The sequence below is a fragment of the Microbispora sp. H10836 genome, assembly GCF_012999525.1.
In the GTDB taxonomy this organism is placed as follows: Bacteria; Actinomycetota; Actinomycetes; order Streptosporangiales; family Streptosporangiaceae; genus Microbispora.
Map to the genome: position 1 here is coordinate 39,973 of NZ_JABBWU010000020.1, position 16,123 is coordinate 56,095.

The 16,123-nt window shown below is 75.2% G+C and carries 11 protein-coding genes; 10 read left to right on the forward strand and 1 reads right to left on the reverse strand.

Annotated elements, in window-relative coordinates; all coding sequences use genetic code 11:
* Positions 1-141 precede the first annotated feature (141 nt).
* Positions 142-4,920, reverse strand: coding sequence for an FtsK/SpoIIIE domain-containing protein (locus HHX30_RS30480; RefSeq protein ID WP_169986115.1), 4,779 nt, complete (start codon positions 4,918-4,920; stop codon positions 142-144).
* A gap of 505 nt (positions 4,921-5,425) precedes the next feature.
* On the opposite strand from HHX30_RS30480, the gene HHX30_RS30485 reads away from it, so the two are divergent.
* From HHX30_RS30485 to HHX30_RS40910, 10 genes are all read left to right on the forward strand, one after another.
* Positions 5,426-6,109 carry a hypothetical protein gene (locus tag HHX30_RS30485; protein ID WP_169986117.1) on the forward strand — a complete coding sequence of 228 codons (684 nt, stop codon included), beginning with the start codon at positions 5,426-5,428 and terminating at the stop codon, positions 6,107-6,109.
* A 1-nt stretch (position 6,110) separates the two neighbouring features.
* Positions 6,111-6,914: a hypothetical protein gene (locus HHX30_RS30490; protein ID WP_169986119.1), complete on the forward strand. Its 804-nt coding sequence runs from the start codon at positions 6,111-6,113 to the stop codon at positions 6,912-6,914.
* The gene (locus HHX30_RS30495) at positions 6,911-8,230 is read left to right on the forward strand and encodes an ATPase, T2SS/T4P/T4SS family (RefSeq protein WP_311922930.1); all 1,320 of its coding nucleotides are present in this window, start codon (positions 6,911-6,913) and stop codon (positions 8,228-8,230) included. Before HHX30_RS30490 ends, HHX30_RS30495 begins: the two co-directional genes overlap by 4 nt.
* Positions 8,227-9,180, forward strand: coding sequence for a type II secretion system F family protein (locus HHX30_RS30500; protein ID WP_169986124.1), 954 nt, complete (start codon positions 8,227-8,229; stop codon positions 9,178-9,180). The genes HHX30_RS30495 and HHX30_RS30500 overlap by 4 nt, the downstream gene beginning before the upstream one ends.
* 129 nt (positions 9,181-9,309) lie before the next feature.
* Positions 9,310-10,290 (forward strand): type II secretion system protein, encoded by a 981-nt coding sequence (locus tag HHX30_RS30505; RefSeq protein WP_169986126.1) that lies wholly within the window; start codon positions 9,310-9,312, stop codon positions 10,288-10,290.
* Complete coding sequence (locus HHX30_RS30510) at positions 10,290-10,532, forward strand: hypothetical protein (RefSeq protein ID WP_169986128.1); 243 nt, start codon at positions 10,290-10,292, stop codon at positions 10,530-10,532. The genes HHX30_RS30505 and HHX30_RS30510 overlap by 1 nt, the downstream gene beginning before the upstream one ends.
* A 43-nt stretch (positions 10,533-10,575) precedes the next feature.
* The gene (locus tag HHX30_RS43490; protein WP_311922931.1) at positions 10,576-11,292 is read left to right on the forward strand and encodes a TadE/TadG family type IV pilus assembly protein; all 717 of its coding nucleotides are present in this window, start codon (positions 10,576-10,578) and stop codon (positions 11,290-11,292) included.
* Entirely contained in the window at positions 11,289-11,843 is a 555-nt protein-coding gene (locus tag HHX30_RS30520; RefSeq protein ID WP_169986129.1) for a TadE/TadG family type IV pilus assembly protein, read from the forward strand. Before HHX30_RS43490 ends, HHX30_RS30520 begins: the two co-directional genes overlap by 4 nt.
* 191 nt (positions 11,844-12,034) lie before the next feature.
* Positions 12,035-12,436: a pilus assembly protein TadG-related protein gene (locus HHX30_RS30525; protein WP_169986131.1), complete on the forward strand. Its 402-nt coding sequence runs from the start codon at positions 12,035-12,037 to the stop codon at positions 12,434-12,436.
* Positions 12,433-16,116: a hypothetical protein gene (locus tag HHX30_RS40910; RefSeq protein ID WP_211592780.1), complete on the forward strand. Its 3,684-nt coding sequence runs from the start codon at positions 12,433-12,435 to the stop codon at positions 16,114-16,116. The genes HHX30_RS30525 and HHX30_RS40910 overlap by 4 nt, the downstream gene beginning before the upstream one ends.
* Positions 16,117-16,123: the final 7 nt, after the last annotated feature.

Below are 16,123 nucleotides of genomic sequence, written 5' to 3' on the forward strand. Positions count from 1 at the left end.
GAGGTCCGGCGGTTTCCGTATTCAACGCGGTGTTTCCGTCGAGCGGCCCGAATAGTGGCGGTGCGCAAAAACGCCTCTCCCGGCCCCGGGCGGGAGCGCCGGGTCCGCCGGGTCCGCCGGGTCCGCCGGGTCCGCCGGGTCTCAGTCCGGCGCCGCGGCCTGGATCGGGGTCGCGGTGCCCGAGACGACGAGCAGGCCGCGCCCGGGAGGCCCGCCGACGGCGCCGCGCGGCAGCCGTACGGCGAACAGGTCCCCGTCGGCCGGGCTCTGCACGTTGAGCAGCAGGCCGGTCCTGCCCTTGCGCGCCTCCGCCGCGAACCCCCGGTAGGCCGTCGCCAGGTCGCCGGTGGCCCCGGCGATGAGCAGGCCGTGCTCGCCGTCCCGCCCGGTGCGCAGGATCTCGTCCAGGGCCAGGCCGAGCGCGGAGTCGGGCGAGATGAGCTCCGCGTCGTCCACGGCCACCACGTAGCGCTCGTGCCCGGCGACCAGCGCGAGCGGGTCGAGCGCGCCGGGCAGGCCGCCGAAGTCGTCCGCGCCGCCGCCGGTCACGCTTCTGGCGTTGCCGTCCAGCACGGCGAGCACCCCCGGCGCCCCGGCGAGGTCGCGCAGCGGGCTGCGGCGCGGGGTCACGACGAGCACGGGCGTGCCCCGGTCGAGCAGTGAGCGCGCCGCCGTGACCAGCGCGGACGACCTTCCCGATCGCGGCGGCCCGGCGATCACCGCGGCCGGGCCCTGGCCCTGCAGGTCCACGCCCATCGGGGCGAGGGCGTCGCCGCCCGCGCCGAGCAGCGCCCACAGGGCCGAGGGCGGCCGATGCGCGGGCGCCAGGTCGAGCGCCTGCCGCGCCGTGATCCGCATCGGCAGCGCGTCCACCCGCAGCGGCGGCTCCGACGGCCAGGCCCACTTCCCCGGCAGGTCAGAGCCGCCGAACCGGGCCGCCGCCGTACGGGAGAGCTCCTGCAGGACGGCCACCTGCGCGGGGCCCGAGGGGTCGTCGCACAGCAGCGCGAGCTGGCTCTCCGCCAGGCCGTGCTCGCCGACGGCGAGGGCCCTGCCGGGGGGCATGGAGCTCGGCAGGTCGCGCAGGGGCAGCCCGGCGAGCCCGTAGTCGGCGGGGTCGGCGAGTCGCAGCACGAGCCGGTCCTCGAAGACCGTGGAGATCTGCCCGAGCAGGCCCGACCGGTCGGCGGTGACCACGGCCCGCAGGCCCACGGCCGGTCCCTCCCGCAGCAGTTGCAGCAGGGCGTCGACCAGTCGCCCGTAGTCGTAGTTCTCGAACGCGGCGACGTACCCCTCCCAGCGGTCCACGAGCAGCACCATCCAGGGCAGGGCCCCCACGCCCGTACGGTCGCGGGTGGCCCGCGAGCGGGCGGCGGCACGCGCCTCGGCCAGCGAGGCGTACCCGGCCTCGGCCAGCAGGTGCTGACGGCGCCCGACCTCCGCGCGCAGGCGGGTCAGCAGGCGCTCCACCCGGTCGAGCTGGTCGCGGGTGACCACCGCGCCGCAGTGCGGCAGCGCGACGAGCGGCAGCAGCGCGCCCGACCCGCAGTCGACGGCGTGGACGTGCACGTCCTCGGGGGAGGCGCCGGCCGCGATCGAGCCCGCGATCGTCCGCAGCGCGCTGGAGCGGCCGCTGCGCGCCCCGCCCGCGATCAGCAGGTGGCCGCCGTGCCGCATGTCCAGCGCGAGCGGGCGGCGGCCCTGCTCCCACGGCAGGTCGGTCACGCCGAACGGAAGCGGCGGCACCTCCTCCAACCCCGGCCGGTACGGCGCGGCGCCCGCGAGCAGGCCCCCCGGGGAGTCCGCGGTCCCGGTGTCGAGGACGACCTGGCCGGGCAGCGGCGGCAGCCACGGGCTCGGCTGACGGGGCATGTCGCTCCCGGCCTCCCGCAGCGCGTCCACGAGCAGGGCCAGATCGGTGCCGTCCGCGGCCTGGGCGGGCGGGGCGGGCAGCGGGTGTCCGAGCGCCTGCCAGGGCAGATCGAGCACCCGCACGGTCTCCCCGGCGTCGGCCGCTCCCGCACTTCGCGGCTGGGGTGTGCGGCCGCCGATCCTGGCGGTCTGCACCGCCACGGGCGCTGCGGAGCCCGCCCGCACGTAGCAGCGGCCCGGCGTCGTACGTGAGATGTGCGCGGCGTCCGGCACGTCGATGACGTCGGCGGACTCGGTGGCGTCGGTGACCCGCAGCGCGATCCTGAGCGAGGTGTTGGCCTGGATGTCGGCGGTCACCACGCCGCCGGGCCGCTGGGTGGCGAGGATCAGGTGGATGCCGAGCGAGCGGCCCCTGCGCGCGATGTCGACCAGCCCCTCGACGAAGTCGGGCAGCTCCGTGACCAGGGCGGCGAACTCGTCGATGATCAGCACGAGCCGGGGCAGCGGCGGCAGTTCCCTGGTCCCGGCCGTCTCCGGCACCGGCGCGGCGAAGATGCCGCCGCCGCGCGCCCGCAGGACGCCGCCCGCGCCGAGCACCCAGGTGGCGCCCCGGGCCCGCTGGTAGTCCTCGATGTCCTTGGCCCCCGCGTCCAGCAGCAGGCGTTCCCTGCGCCGGATCTCGGCGGCCAGCGACGACAGGGCCCGCTGGGTCAGGTGGCCGTCGAGGTCGCTCACCATGCCGACCGTGTGCGGGAGCCGTACGCACTCCTTGAAGGCCGCCCCGCCCTTGTAGTCGATGAGCACGAACGTCATCTCGTCCGGCCGGTTGGCCACGGCGAGGGAGCAGATCAGCGTCTGCAGCAGCTCCGACTTGCCCGCGCCGGTCGTGCCCGCGACCAGGGCGTGCGGCCCGTCTCTGCTCAGGTCCACCTCGAACGGCCCGTCCGGTCCCACACCGATCAGGGCCCGGGTCGTACGGCCCTGCCGCTCGGCGAGCGCGGCGGGGTCGAGCGGCGCCTCCAGCAGGTCGAGCAGGCGGACCGCGTCGGGCAGGGCGGCCGAGGGGTCGTCGCGGCTCACGTCGCGCAGCGGGGCCAGCGCGCGGGCCAGGCGTTCGGCCCAGGACGGCGAGACCTGGTCGGCGCGGATGCCGGTGATCGGGTCGAGCCCGCCACCGTGGAGGCGTACACCGCCGTCGCGGTCGCAGGACACGACCGTCGCGCACTCCTCGGGCAGCAGTCGCTCGTCGTCGTCGATCGCGAGCGTGTAGACCCCGGCACGCGGACCCTGCCGCAGCACCTGCGGCATGCCGGGCAGGCCGCGCAGCACCTGGGCGCCGTCGAGCACGACGAGCACGTCGAACGGCCGCTCGTCGTAGGTCGCGAAGGCCGGCTCGGCGGGCCGGTTGCCGCTCGCGCGCCCCAGGTCGTCCCAGCCGGCCGGGCCGCCGGACAGGCGGGCGCCGCGCGGCACCCCCGGGTAGGGCCCCGAGCCGTTCTCGGCGTCGAGCCGTTCCGTCACCAGGGCGGCGAGCTCGGCGACCCTGCGGGCGGCGGCCTCGGGGTCGGCGCCGACGAGCGCGGCGCAGTCGGACGACAGGGCGCCTCCGCGGGCGGCGTCCGGGGCGCAGTGCGGCAGCCAGCGCACCCAGCCCCACTGCCCGGCGCCGTCGGCGTTGGCGGACAGCACCACGACGGCCAGGTCGCGCGGGCTGTGCAGGGCGGCGGCCTGGCCGACGAGCCAGCGAGCGCAGCCGAGCGCCACGTCCCTCGGGCCGGTGAGCCCGGCCACGCCGAGACGCCGCATGACCAGCGCGACCGGGACGTCGTGGCAGGGGGGCGGCTCCCGGCGGGGGACGTCCTGGGGCGTGCCGCTCTCGGGCTCGAACTCCAGGTCAGCGGGCAGGTCGGCCAGTCCCACGCGCAGCCGCAGCGCGTCGCGGTCGTGCACCCGGCGCTCCCAGAGCCGGCGGCGCGGGCCGGTCGCGGTGAGCAGCACCTCGGCCGGATCGGGCGCGCCGCCGCGCCTGGCCTCCTCGTCCTGCCGCACCGCGCGGGCCACCTCCTCCTCGAAGGCGGCCAGCCGCTCGCGGTACGCCTTGAGCGCCCGGCGGTGCTTCTTCCTGCCGTGCCTGCGGTCGCTCACCCACTGGCCGATCATGATGAGCGGCGTCATGAACGCGATCAGCAGGTAGTACCACGTGCCGGTGACGGCGGCCATGACCACACCGAGGACGGCGGGCAGCAGCGCGGCCAGCAGCTGCAGCCGCATGCCCTCGCCCCGCTTCGGCTCTGCGGGGACCGTGAACCGCCGCTGCCGCTCCGGCCGCTGCAGGCGCGGTGGGCGGTTGTAGGCGAGCCCGCCGTCCGGCAGTGCGTCGAGGTGGGTGTCGGGCGGCAGGACCGGGCCCAGAGCGAAAACGGAGCCGCCGCAGGCGAGCATGCCCGAGGCCGGCCACGGCACGGCCTTCGTGAGGGGCTCGCCCTCCAGCCGGGCCACCGGGTCGCCGCCGGAGGTCGCGGGTGTCGCGGGCTCCACGGTGGCCGTGCCGGGGGCCAGCCGCACCACCAGCGCGACCGGCGGCATCCGCGGGTCGGGTACGGAGATCGCACAGGCGGGGTCGGCGCCGATCGTGTGCGCGCCGAACCCGATCCGGTGGACGGCTCCCGCGCCGGGCCCGCCCACCACGCGCAGCTCGGCCTGCCCGCCGGGCTCCTCGGTCACCGTCGCCACGGCGGCGTGGCCGTCCACGGAGACCAGGTCGCCATCCCTGAGAAGGCCGAACACGGGCGCGTCCGGGTCGATCGGGCGGCCGTCGACCCACAGCTTCACCTCGCCCGGGGGCCGGGCCTGCCGGTCCCGGTCCAGGTCCAGGTCGTACGGCGCGCGGGCGTGCGGGAGCCGTACGACGTTGGCCGGCCGGGAGGTGGCGCCGTCGAGCAGACCGGCGAGCGCCGCGGCGAGGGCGGCGGCCGTGGTGCTCTCGTCGCCCTCGACCAGCACGTCGCGACGGCCGTCCTCGCCGACCACGGTGAGCGTTATCCGCATGCGCGAACTCCCAGAAGGCGGTTGTACGGCGGCCTCGCGGAAAGCGTTTCATCCCGGCGCGTTCCCGTGAAGATCTCCGGGTGCGGCCCTGCGGAGACACCGTAGCCGGGCCACCCGCGCTCATCTGGGCGTTTTCCGGAAAAGGTAAAGGTGCCTGGCATGGCACACTTCGACGTCACCGCCGGGAGAGTCCTTCCGCGTACGGATCCGCTTGCGTGCCGTCCGCAATAGCACGAACAGTGTGAATGCTGTGACAACTGGGAAAGAAGTGCATACGTACTATCACGAAATATCGTGAGAGTAAAGCCTTGTGTCGATATGGCGATAGATCGACTCCCGTTGACAGGCGTATTCCTAACGGATAAGCATGGGTCGCGCATCAGGGCACTTATGGCGGCGCAAGCTGGCCATAATGGAGTGAATTCGCAACAAACGGCAAGACCGTAAACAAATTCGAGCGGCCCGAAAACAGAAGGGCGCCCTCATCCCTGGGAGTCCCCCACCCATGAGGATCAGCGAGAAGACGTCGCAGGACGGCCGGGCACCCGCACGGCCCGGCCTGTCCGGGCCGGCCGTGCGTAAGCTGCCCGTCCCGCCGAGGGAGCGCAAGCCCGCGCTCGCCGCGCTCGCCGTCCTCCTCATCCTGGGCGGCGCGCTGGCCACCACGCTGCTCGTCATACGCAGCGGCGACCGCGTCTCGGCCGTGCGGATCACCCAGCAGGTGGGGGCCGGGCAGCTCATCCCGCTGTCCGCGATGCAGGAGGTGCAGATCGCCGACACCGGCGTCGACTACGTCCCCTGGCGGTTCAAGGACCAGGTGGCCACGACGTACGCCCGGGTGACGCTGCTGCCGGGCACACTGCTCACCGAGCCGATGACCGCCAAGACGACCGACCAGGTCGGACCGGGCAAGGCCAAGGTGGGCCTGTCGCTCAAGGCCGGACAGATGCCGGCCGACCTGAGGAGCGGCGACGTCGTCCAGGTGATCTACGTGCCGGCGGCCGGCCGCGGGTCGGCCACCGCCCAGCAGAAGGTGCTGGCGACCGCCGCCCGCGTCCACGGCGTGGGCTCCGGGCGCTCGGGCGGCGGGCTGGTCACGGTCGTCGTCGACACGTCGATCGCGCCCGCCGTCGCCCAGTACGCCTCCAGCGGGGAGATCGCCCTCATCACGCTCCCGGGGGTCAAGTGACGTGGCGCTGATCGTGCTCGCCGCCGACAAGGGGGCGCCCGGCGTGACCACCGCGGCGACCGCCCTCGGCGCCGTGTGGCCACGCCCGGTGCTGCTGGCCGAGTGCGACCCCTCCGGCGGCGACCTCGCCTACCGGCTGCCCGGCGACGACGGGAGCGTGCTCAACCCCGGGCGCGGCCTGCTCAGCCTCGGCGCGGTCGCGCGGCGCGGGCTCCACGCGGAGCTGATCTACGAGCACACACAGCGGCTCGTCGGCGGCCTCGACGTGCTGGCCGGCCTGACCAACGGCGAGCAGGCGGCCGGCCTCACCTGGCTGTGGGGCCCGCTCGGCCGGGCGTTCGCCGCCCTGCCGCAGGCCGACGTGCTCGCCGACTGCGGCCGGCTGGGGCTGCACCCCCAGATCGGCGACCTGGTGGCCGAGGCCGACCAGGTGGTGCTGTTCACCCGGGCCAGCCTCGACCACGTCGCCCACCTGCGCGAACGGCTGTCGCTCATCGGGCGCAAGGTCGGGGTCGTGGTGATCGCCGACCCCCGGTCGTACCGGTCGTCGCTGGAGGAGATCAGGCGCATCGTCTCCGGCTGGGATGTCGCCTTCGTCGGCGGCCTCGCGTACGACCCGAAGGGCGCCGAACTGCTGCGCGGGCAGTGGGGCGGGCGGCTCGACCGCAGCCTTCTGATCCGTACGGCCAGGGAACTGGCCACGCGCCTGGCCGCGCAGCCGGTCGCGGGCGGCGACACGGCGGCGGCGCCGCCCGTCATCAGGACGGCGAACACGGCGAACAGGGAGCCGGAGGTGCGGTCGTGAACTCCCAGCGGCGGCCGATCGACCACGGTCTGGTGAAGCGGTTCCGGCAGGAGGTCGGCGACCGGCTGGCGCACCAGCGGCGGCTCGACCAGGCGAGCGGCGTGCCGCCGATGTCGGGGGAGGACGAGCGGCAGTTCGCCCGGGCCCTGATCGCGCAGGTGCTGGAGGAGCACGCGCGGAGCGAGATCGGCGTCGGCCGCACCCCGCCCACGGCCGAGGAGGAGGAGGCGCTGGCGGCGGGCATCCACGCCGCGCTGTTCGGCGTCGGCCGCCTGCAGCCGCTGCTCGACGACCCCGAGGTCGAGAACATCGACATCAACGGCTGCGACCGGGTCTTCGTCGGTTACGCCGACGGCCAGGAGCTCATGCACGACCCCGTCGCGGAGACCGACGAGGAGCTCGTCGAGCTGATCCAGATCCTCGCGGCGTACTCGGGCCTGTCGTCGCGGCCCTTCGACACCGCCAACCCGCAGCTCGACCTGCGCCTGCCGGACGGCTCCCGCCTGTCGGCCGTCATGGACGTCACCGTGCGGCCGGCGCTGTCGATCCGCCGCGCCCGCCTCGGCAAGGTGTTCCTCAGCGACCTCGTCGGGAACGGCACGCTCACCCCCGAGCTGGGCCGGTTCCTCACGGCCGCGGTGGCCGCGCGGAAGAACATCATGATCGCGGGATCGACGAACGCGGGGAAGACCACGCTGCTGCGGGCCCTGGCCAACGAGATCCCGACACACGAGCGGCTGATCACGGTGGAGCGCGCGCTGGAGCTGGGGCTCGACCAGTTCCCCGAGCTGCACCCCAACGTCGTCGCCTTCGAGCACCGCCTGCCCAACTCCGAGGGACAGGGCGAGATCACGATGGCCGAGCTGGTCCGGCGGTCGCTGCGCATGAACCCCTCGCGGGTGATCGTCGGCGAGGTGCTGGGCGACGAGATCGTCACGATGCTCAACGCGATGACCCAGGGCAACGACGGGTCGCTGTCGACGATCCACGCCAACTCCAGCATGGAGGTGTTCAACCGCATCGCGACGTACGCGCTGCAGGCCGAGGAACGGCTGCCGATCGAGGCCACCCACATGCTCATCGCCGGGGCCATCGACTTCGTGGTGTTCATCGAGAAGCGCAACGACTACCACCGGGGAGGCACCCTGCGCCGCTACGTGTCCAGCGTCCGGGAGGTCACGGGCTGCGACGGGCGCGTGCTGTCCTCGGAGGTGTTCGCCATGGCGGGCGACCACCTGGTGCCGCACGCCCCGATCTCCTGCGCGGACGAACTGGCCGCCCACGGGTACGACCCGGCGCGGGGAGCGTGGCGATGAGCGGCCTGCTGCCTCCCGGCGTCCTCGACCCCCTGGTGCTGCTGGCCGGCGCCGCGGCGGGCGGCGGGCTCTTCCTGCTCGCCCTGGCGCTGTACGGCCTGCGCCCCCGGCCGGCCGGTCCCGACGGCAGGGCCGAGCGGATGCGCCTGCTGCGCGCCCTGTCCACGCGCTCGGCGATCGCGGCGGTCACCGGTGTCGTGGTGCTGGTGGTGACCGGCTGGCCGGTCATCGCGGCGGGAGCCGTACTGCTGGTCCTCGCCTGGCGGGGCTTCACCGGCGGCGCGGCGGAGGAGCGGGCCGCCATGCGGCGCCTGGAGGGCCTGGCGGCGTGGACGGAGTCGCTGCGCGACACTATCGCCGGCGCGGCCGGGCTCGAACAGGCCATCCCCTCGTCGATCCGGGCCGCGGCCCCCACGCTGCGACCACACCTGCGGGCCCTGGTCGACCGGCTGCACACGCGGATGCCGCTCGCCGACGCGCTGCGGATGTTCGCCGACGAGCTGGACGACCCCTCGGCCGATCTCGTGGTGGCGGCGCTGATCCTCAACTCGCGGCTGCGCGGGCCCGGTCTGCGCGACGTGCTTTCGGCCCTGGCGGTCTCCGCGCGCGAGGAGCTGGACATGCGCCGGCGCGTGGAGGCCGAGCGCAGGTCCACCCGCAAGAGCGTGCAGATCGTGGTCGGCACCGCCCTCGCGTTCGCCGCCGCGCTGGTCGTCTTCAACCGCTCGTACGTCGAGGAGTACAACTCCGTGCTCGGCCAGGCCGTGCTGGTCGTGGTGGCGGGCCTGTTCGGCGCCGGATTCGCCTGGATGCGGCGGCTCGCCCGGTTCGACACGCCGGCCCGGATCCTGGCCCCCTACCACCGCCCCCCACCCCCCGCCAAAGACAAGGACGTGATCGTGCGGAAGGTCGCGGGGAGGGGTGGTGAGCTGCTCCATGACCAGCCGTGATCGTGCGGTTCGTCGCAGCGCCGGCCCTCGGCCGGCGGCTTCGCTCTTCGTGATCACGCGGGAAATCGCGCATCCGCCGTCCACCGGGCGCGATGCCATCCGTGATCTCGCGGACGGACGGAGGGCGCCGTGATCGAAACAGTGCTCTGCGGAGCCGTGCTCGGCCTCGGGCTCTTCCTGCTGCTGCGGGCGCTGTTCCCGCCCCGGCCCGGCCTGACCGCCCGGCTCGCCGCGCTCGACCAGGCCCGTGACGGCGAGGGCGTGCCGCGGGCGCCGCTGATCGCGCCCGAGGAGGACGTCAGCGAGTTCCGCCGCGTGCTCGGCCTGCGGCTGGCCCGGTTCTACGCGGCGCGGGGGTGGGAGGCGCGGTCCGTCAAGGCCGACCTGGCGCTTCTCGGCAAGTCCTTCGAGGGGTTCCTCGCGACCAAGCTGCTGCTCGGTGTCTCCGGCCTGCTGGCGTTCCCGATCCTCGTCGGCTGGCTCACGCTGATGGGGTGGGGCGTCTCGGTGCAGGTGCCGCTCTGGTCGGCCCTCGTCGTCTGCGTGATCTTCTTCCTGCTGCCCGACGCGCAGATCCGGCGGGACGCCGCCGTACGGCGCCGGGACTTCCGGCACGCCGTGGGCGCCTTCCTCGACCTCGTGTCGATGAACCTCGCGGGCGGGCGGGGCGTGCCCGAGGCACTGATGATGGCGGTCGCCGTCGGCAGTCCCGTCACCACGCCCGGGGCACTGAACGGCACCGCGTCCGTCAACGGGGCCGGGCCCGCCCCCGGCTCCAACTGGGCGATGGAGCGCATCCGCGAGGCTCTGGCCAACGCCCGGATCGTCGGCATCACCCCCTGGCAGGCCCTCGGCCAGCTCGGCGACGAGATCAACGTGGACGAGCTGCGGGACCTGTCGGCCGCGCTCGGGCTCGTCGCCGACGACGGCGCCAAGGTCCGCGCCTCGCTCACCGCCCGCGCCGCCACCCTGCGCCGCCGCGAACTCGCGGAGGTCGAGGGCAAGGCGGGCGAACGGTCCCAGTCGATGCTCGTCGCCCAGCTCCTGCTGTGCGCGGGTTTCGTGATCTTCCTCAGTTTTCCCGCAGCCATGAAGATGTTGGGGGCCTGATGCTCTGGTTCCACTATTTGATCGCCGTGCTCCACGTACGGCTGGACCGCGCCAGGAACGCTCCGTCCAGGGGAGCCTCCGCGGTCGAATGGGTGATCATCACCGCCATCATCGCCGGAGTCGCGCTCGGCCTGGCCACGCTGATCAAGCAGTTGGTCGAACAGAAGCAGTCCGACCTCCAGAACAGCTTCGGCGGTGGTGGCGGCGGCGGTGGTGGTGGCGGCGGCGGTGGCGGCGAGTGACCGGCATGGGCGTGGCGACCCGGGTATGGCGACCATGCCGGGAGTGACGAACGCGCGCGCCGCGACCCCCGCGCGGTGTGCGGAGGGCGTGCTGGCCGTCGTGGGCACCGTGGGCGCCGCGGCCGTCGTGCACGGCGCGCGGGCCGGGGCGACCGCGGACGCGGCCCGGGTGCCGTACGGGTCCCGGCCGCGGCGGGCCGAGGCGAGTGAGCGGGCCGGGGCGAGTGAGCGGGCCGGGGCGAGTGAGCGGGTCGCGGGAATTACGTGGGCCGGGGCGAGTGGGCGGGTCGCGGGAATGACGCGGGCCGGTGCGAGTGAGCGCGGCGAGCGAAGCGGGCGGGCTTCGGGACGCCAGAGGAGCGAGCGGGGCGCCACGGTGATCGAGCTCGCCATGCTCATGCCGGTCGTGCTCGCCGTCGTGCTGCTGATCGTCCAGGTCACGCTCTGGTTCCACGGCCGCCAGGTCGCCGACGCCGCCGCGCGGGAGGGCGCGCGCATCGCCCGTGCGGGCGGCTCCGACGGCTGGCAGGAGGCGGCCGAGGGCAAGGCGCGGCAGATCGTGCAGGCCATCGGGCCGCAGTTGCTGAAGAACGCCCAGGCCAAGGCCTGGGAGCAGGGCGACCAGCGCGGGGTGGAGATCACCGGCAGCGCCGTCCAGGTGGTGCCGCTGCTGCCCGAGATGACCTTCACGATCACCTCGCGCTTCGGCGGGCCCATCGAGTGCTTCCGCCCCGACGACGGCTCGGACGGCTGCGAATGACCCGGACCTCGCCCGAACCCGCCCCGCCCGGCGAGCCCGGCGAGCCCGGCGTGCTCGGGCCGCACGGTGCGCCCGGCGGGTTCGGTGTGCCCGGCGGGTTCGGCATGTCCGGACCGTTCGGCGGCAGGGGCCCCGTTGGCCGGGGGCGCGTCGGCTGGGGAACGAACGTGGGGGAACGCGGGTCGATGACGGCCGAGACGGTCATGCTGGCCCCGCTCTTCCTGCTCTTCCTGTTGTTCCTCGTCGGCGCGGGCCGGATCGTGGAGGCCCAGGGCGAGGTCAACGGTGCCGCGCGGGACGCCGCCCGGGCGGCCTCCGTGCAGCGCACCGAGGCGGAGGCCGAGTCGGCCGCGAAGGAGGCCGCCGAGGCCGCGCTCTCCGGCGACTGCTCGCCGCAGGTCAGCATGTCCGGCAGTGAGTGGAAGATGGACGGCTTCGTGCGGGCGACCGTGACCTGCGAGCTCAACCTCGACTTCCTCGGCTTCGGCGCCACCAAGCAGATGTCGGGCGCCTCGGTCGTGCCGCTCGAACGGTATCGGAGGGTGCAGTGACCCCGCCGCGTCCGTGCCCCGGCTCTCCGGCTTCCGTCTTCCCGCGGTGTGGTCGGCGTCCGCGCGACCGCGGGACCGCTCCGCGTCGGGCCCGAGGCGCGGCGCCGTCGCCGCGCACCCCCGTGGGGCCTGTGGCGGGCAGGCGTACGACGCGCGCCGCCGCAGGCGGGGGGCCGGGAGAGCGGGGCTCCATGTCGGTGTTCGTGGTCCTCTTCTCGGGGGTGGTGTTCCTGCTGGCCGGGCTGCTGGTCGACGGCGGGGCCGCCATGAACGCCCGGCTGAAGGCCGCGGACATCGCCGAGCAGGCCGCCCGCGCCGCCGCCGACCAGATCGACGTCGAGACCCTGCGGGCCACCGGTCAGGTGCGGCTGCTCGCCGACGAGAGCGCGGTGTGCGGCCCGGCCGAGGAGATCACGGCCAACCAGCAGGCCGACGGCGTACGCATGACCGAGTGCACCGTGGGCGGCGGCCAGGCGGACGTCACCGTGGCGGTGTCGGTCCACTGGAACGCCTTCTTCCTTGCCGCGCTGGGTTTCGCCGGCTCGGACATGGAGGCGGAGGCCACGGCCGCCCCTGATCCGGGAGAGGCATGACAGGGACGCGGCCGCCGGGCGGGCGGCGGGAGGAGTTCCTCCGCGAGACCCAGCGGGGGCCCGAACGCGAGGTACAGCGGGGGCCCGAGCGCGAGGTACAGCGGAGTCAGGGGCGCGACGTGCGGCGAGGGTTCGAGCGCGAAACGCAACGGCCTTCTGGACGCGAGGCGCGGCGGGGGTTCGAGCGCGAAGCGCAGCGGGGTCCCGGCACCGAGGCCCCGGCGGGTGGCACGCCCGGGCGGGGCCCCCGCCCGCGCCCGGAGGGCCTGCCGTCCGTGCTGGGGCCGCAGCGGGCGCCCGAGCACTGGCACGACGACCGGCCCGTACGGCTGCGCACCCGGCGTACGGCCGGGGACGTCCTCGCCGGCCTCGGGGCCCTGGTCGCGCTGGTGGGTCTGGTGGGCGGCGTGCCGTACGCGCTGCTCCGGCTGGCCGGTCCGCCCATCAGCGGCGACCTGCTGAACGCGGACCTGTTCACCAGTCAGGTCGGCCCCGATACGATCATCGCGATCCTGATCCTCCTGGTGTGGCTGGCCTGGCTGCAGCTGTTCCTGTGCGTGGTCGTCGAGGTCTACGCGGGGCTGCGGCGGGTCGGCATGCCGGCCCGGGTGCCGCTGTCGGGGGGCACCCAGGCGCTCGCGAACCGCCTGGTCTCCGCCGTGCTGCTGCTGTTCACCGCGGCCGCCGTGGCGGTGCCCATCGCCCGCGCGGGCGCCCCGGCCCCGATCCGGCCGCAGGTCGCGGCGTTGTCGGCGCCGGTGCCGCAGGCCGAGGCGGAGCGTCCGGCCCTGCACGCGAGAGAGGTCAAGAAGGTCTACGTGGTCCAGCCTCCGCACGGACGCCACCACGAGAGCCTGTGGGAGATCGCGGAGAAGTGCCTGGGCGACGGGCGCCGCTATCCGGAGATCTACCGCCTCAACCAGCACAAGGAGCAGCCCGACGGCAGCCGGCTGCACATGGCCGACCTCATTCGTCCCGGCTGGGTGCTCGACATGCCGGACGACGCCAGGAACGTCCACATCGTGCCGGTCGACGACGACCGGCCGGAGATCCTGAAGGAGCACCGCCACGCGCCGGCCGAGCTCGACGGCGACACCCGGTACGCCGGGGGAGGGGCCACCGGCGGCGGCGCCCACGCCGACCAGGGCGCGGCCGAGGACCGGCGCACGACGCCGGACTCGCGTCCCACCGCCGGTTCGCACACCGGGAGCACGACGGACGCCACGGCGGACGGCCAGGCGGGCGGTGACGCGGACACCACACGGCCCGACCAGGGGCAGGGCGACCCCACCGCCCGGCCGGGGGACGCGGGCCACGAGCGGGGCAGGGCGACGCCCGAGCCGAGCAAACCGGGGATCGTGCTGCCGCCGCCCGCGATGCCGCAGGACACCCCGTCAGAGCGCGCCGGCCGGGCCGGCGACGCGACGGACACACCCGCCACCGCTCGGTCGGCGCCGACGCCGCGTCCGGTCGGCACGACCACCGCCCAGCCCGCCGGGGTGGCCGAGACGGCGCGGGAGGCACCTCCCACGGCGCAGCCGCCGGCGCACGGGCGGCCCACGGCGGAGGCCACGACCTCGGGTGGGCATGCCGCCGGGCAGCCGTCCGCTGAGCCCGCCACCGCCCAGGCCAGGGCGGCCGGTGGCCACGCCGCCGGGCAGCCGTCCACACAGCCGTCCACGCGGCCCTCCGTAGCGCCGTCCGCGCCGTCGTCGGACACGGGCGGTCACCTGACCGCCGGCGAGGAGCCCGGAGAGCGGCAGGGCGGGCCGGTCCTCGCCGACTACCTGGCGGCGTCGTCGCTGGCGGCGGCGGGGCTGCTGGCCCTGCTCGGCCGCAGGCGGCGGGAGCAGCTGTGGCGCCGGGCCTTCGGACGGCGCATCGCCCGGCCACGAGGGGACGCCGCCGAGGCCGAGGTCGCGATCCGTCTGGGTGCCGACGCCCCCGGCAGCCGGATGCTCGACATCGGCCTGCGCCTGCTCGGCCGCCTGCTGGCCGACGCCGGCCGGCGCCCTCCGACGATCTACGCCGTCCACCTGTCCAACCGCGGTCTCGACCTGTGGATCCACCCGGCGGAGCAGGACGCGCCCGAGCCGTGGGAGTCCTGCGACGACGGGCAGGTCTGGCGTCTTCCGGCCCACGAGGGACGCCGCATCGACGAGCACACGCTGGCCGGGGTGCCCGCGCCCTATCCCGGGCTGGTCTCGCTCGGCACCGGGCAGGGCGGCCGGGTGCTGGTCGACCTGGAGGCCGCGCACGGGGTGATCGCGATCACCGGGGCGCACACCGTCGCCGCTCTGTCGGCGCTCGCGGTCGAACTGGCGACCAACCGGTGGTCCGACCAGATGCGCATCACGCTCGTCGGCTTCGGCGAGGAGCTGACCCTGCTCGCGCCCGAGCGGATCAGGACGGCGGGCAGCCTGGCCGCGGTGCTGCCGGAGTTCGAGGAGCGTGCCCGGTACGACGGCGACGTGCTGACCGGCCGCGTCCACAGCCGGGTGGCCGACCCCGCGCACACCCCGCACTACCTCCTGTCGGCCATCCGCCCCGACGAGGACGAGGCGCGTCGCCTGGCGCTGCTCGGCAAGGGCAGGCGTACGGCCTGCGGCTTCGTGATCGCGGGCGAGGTGCCGCACGCCACCTGGACGTGGGAGGTCACCGACGACGGCCGGGCCCGGGTGGACGCGCTGAGCCTGGACATCGAGGCCCACCTGCTGCCGCGGCGGCACTACGACGCCGTGGTCGGCCTGTTCGACACGACCCGGCAGCAGGAGGGCGAGCCGCTCACCCCGCTCACCGAGCGGTTGAGCGAGGAGCCGCCCTCCATCGAGGTCCGCGTCCTCGGCCCGATCGAGATCAGTCCGGTGAACCGGCTCGAAGAGGGCCGGGCGGCCCTCGCCCACGAACTCGTCGTCTACCTGGCCACCCACCCGGACGGGGTCCACCCGGCCGTACTGGCCGGCGTGCTGTGGCCGCGCGGCGTGCAGCTCGCGGTGCGCGACGCCACGATCGCGCGGGTCGCCGAGTGGCTCGGGCGCGACTCCGAGGGCCGCCCTCACCTCTTCCTCGACCGGTCCGGGCGGTTGCGGCTCGGGCCGGAGATCCGTACGGACTGGCGGCTCTTCCAGGACCTCGTACGGCAGGCCGGCGAGTGGGCCGAGACCGCCGCACCCGGCGGCGCCGGATCCGGCACGGCCACGCTCGGCGCCGGATCCGGCACGGCCACGCTCGGCGCCGGTGACGTGGAGGCCGGCCTGCTGGAGCGTGCGCTGAAGCTGGTGCGCGGCCCGCTGCTGAACGGCAGGCCGCCGGACCGGTACGCCTGGCTGGCGGCCGACCCCCTGGAGTACGACGTGACGGCCTGGGTGGCGGACGCCGCCCACGCGCTGTGCGAGATCAGGCTGGCCCGCCACGACCCGCACGGCGCGGTGGCGGCGGCCCGGGCCGGGCTGCTGCTCGCGGCCGACGACGAGGGGCTGTGGCGCGACCTGCTCCGGGCAGCGCACGCCACGGGGGAGCCCGTCCGGCTGCGGGCGGTCGTCGACGGCCTGCTGCGCCGCGCCGCCTCGCACCCGTACGGCGGCGGGATGGCGCCGGAGACGGAGGCGCTCATCGACGAGCTGTTGCCCGACTGGCGCCGCACCGTCTCCCCGGACCTCAGAACCTCACGTCTCGCCTGATCGGAGC